The organism is Arhodomonas sp. KWT, assembly GCF_010993615.1.
Genome location: NZ_WNXE01000757.1, coordinates 1 through 815 on the forward strand (window position 1 = coordinate 1; position 815 = coordinate 815).

Consider the following 815-nt stretch of genomic DNA (forward strand, 5'->3'; position numbering starts at 1 on the left):
TAGACGGGGTCGCGCCGGTGGGTGATGCGCTCGACGGTGAATACCGGGAAGTGCTCGACCTCGTTGTAGTAGCCGGTATGGTCGCCGAACGGGCCCTCGGGTGCGACATCGTCCGGGTAGATGTGGCCCTCGAGGAGGATCTCCGCGCTCGCCGGCACCTGCAGCTCCGAGCCCAGGCAGCCCACGAGTTCCGTGCGCCGGCCGCGGAGCAGCCCGGCGAAGGCGTACTCGGAGAGGGTGTCGGGGACCGGTGTCACCGCCGCGAGGATGGTCGCCGGGTCCGCGCCGAGGGCTACCGCCACCGGGAAGGGCTCCCCGGGGTGGGCCTGCTGCCAGTCGCGGAAGTCCAGCGCGCCGCCGCGGTGGGCGAGCCAGCGCATGATTACACGGTTGCGCCCGATGACCTGCTGGCGGTAGATCCCGAGATTCTGCCGGCTCTTCTCCGGCCCCCGGGTGGTGACCAGCGCCCAGGTGATCAGCGGGCCGGCGTCGCCGGGCCAGCAGGTCTGCACCGGGATGCGCGAGAGGTCCACGTCGTCGCCCTCGATCACCACCTCCTGGCAGGGCGCGCGGCGGACCTTCTTCGGCGCCATGTCCAGCACCTTTTTGTACACCGGCAGGCTCCGCCAGGCATCGCGCATGCCCTTGGGCGGATCAGGCTCCTTGAGGAAGGCGAGGAGCCGGCCGATCTCGCGCAGCGCCTCGGTGTCGTCCGCGCCCATGCCGAGGGCCACGCGACGGGGCGTTCCGAAGAGGTTGGCGAGCACCGGCATGTCGTGGCCGACCGGGTTCTCGAACAGCAGGGCGGGGCCGCC

Annotated in this window: 1 protein-coding gene; it reads right to left on the reverse strand. The window is 71.5% G+C overall.

The genetic code is table 11. The features are described 5' to 3' along the window. Positions 1–815 (reverse strand): UbiD family decarboxylase (locus tag G7A99_RS22200; RefSeq protein ID WP_163144166.1); only part of this gene is annotated, 815 nt, incomplete at both ends.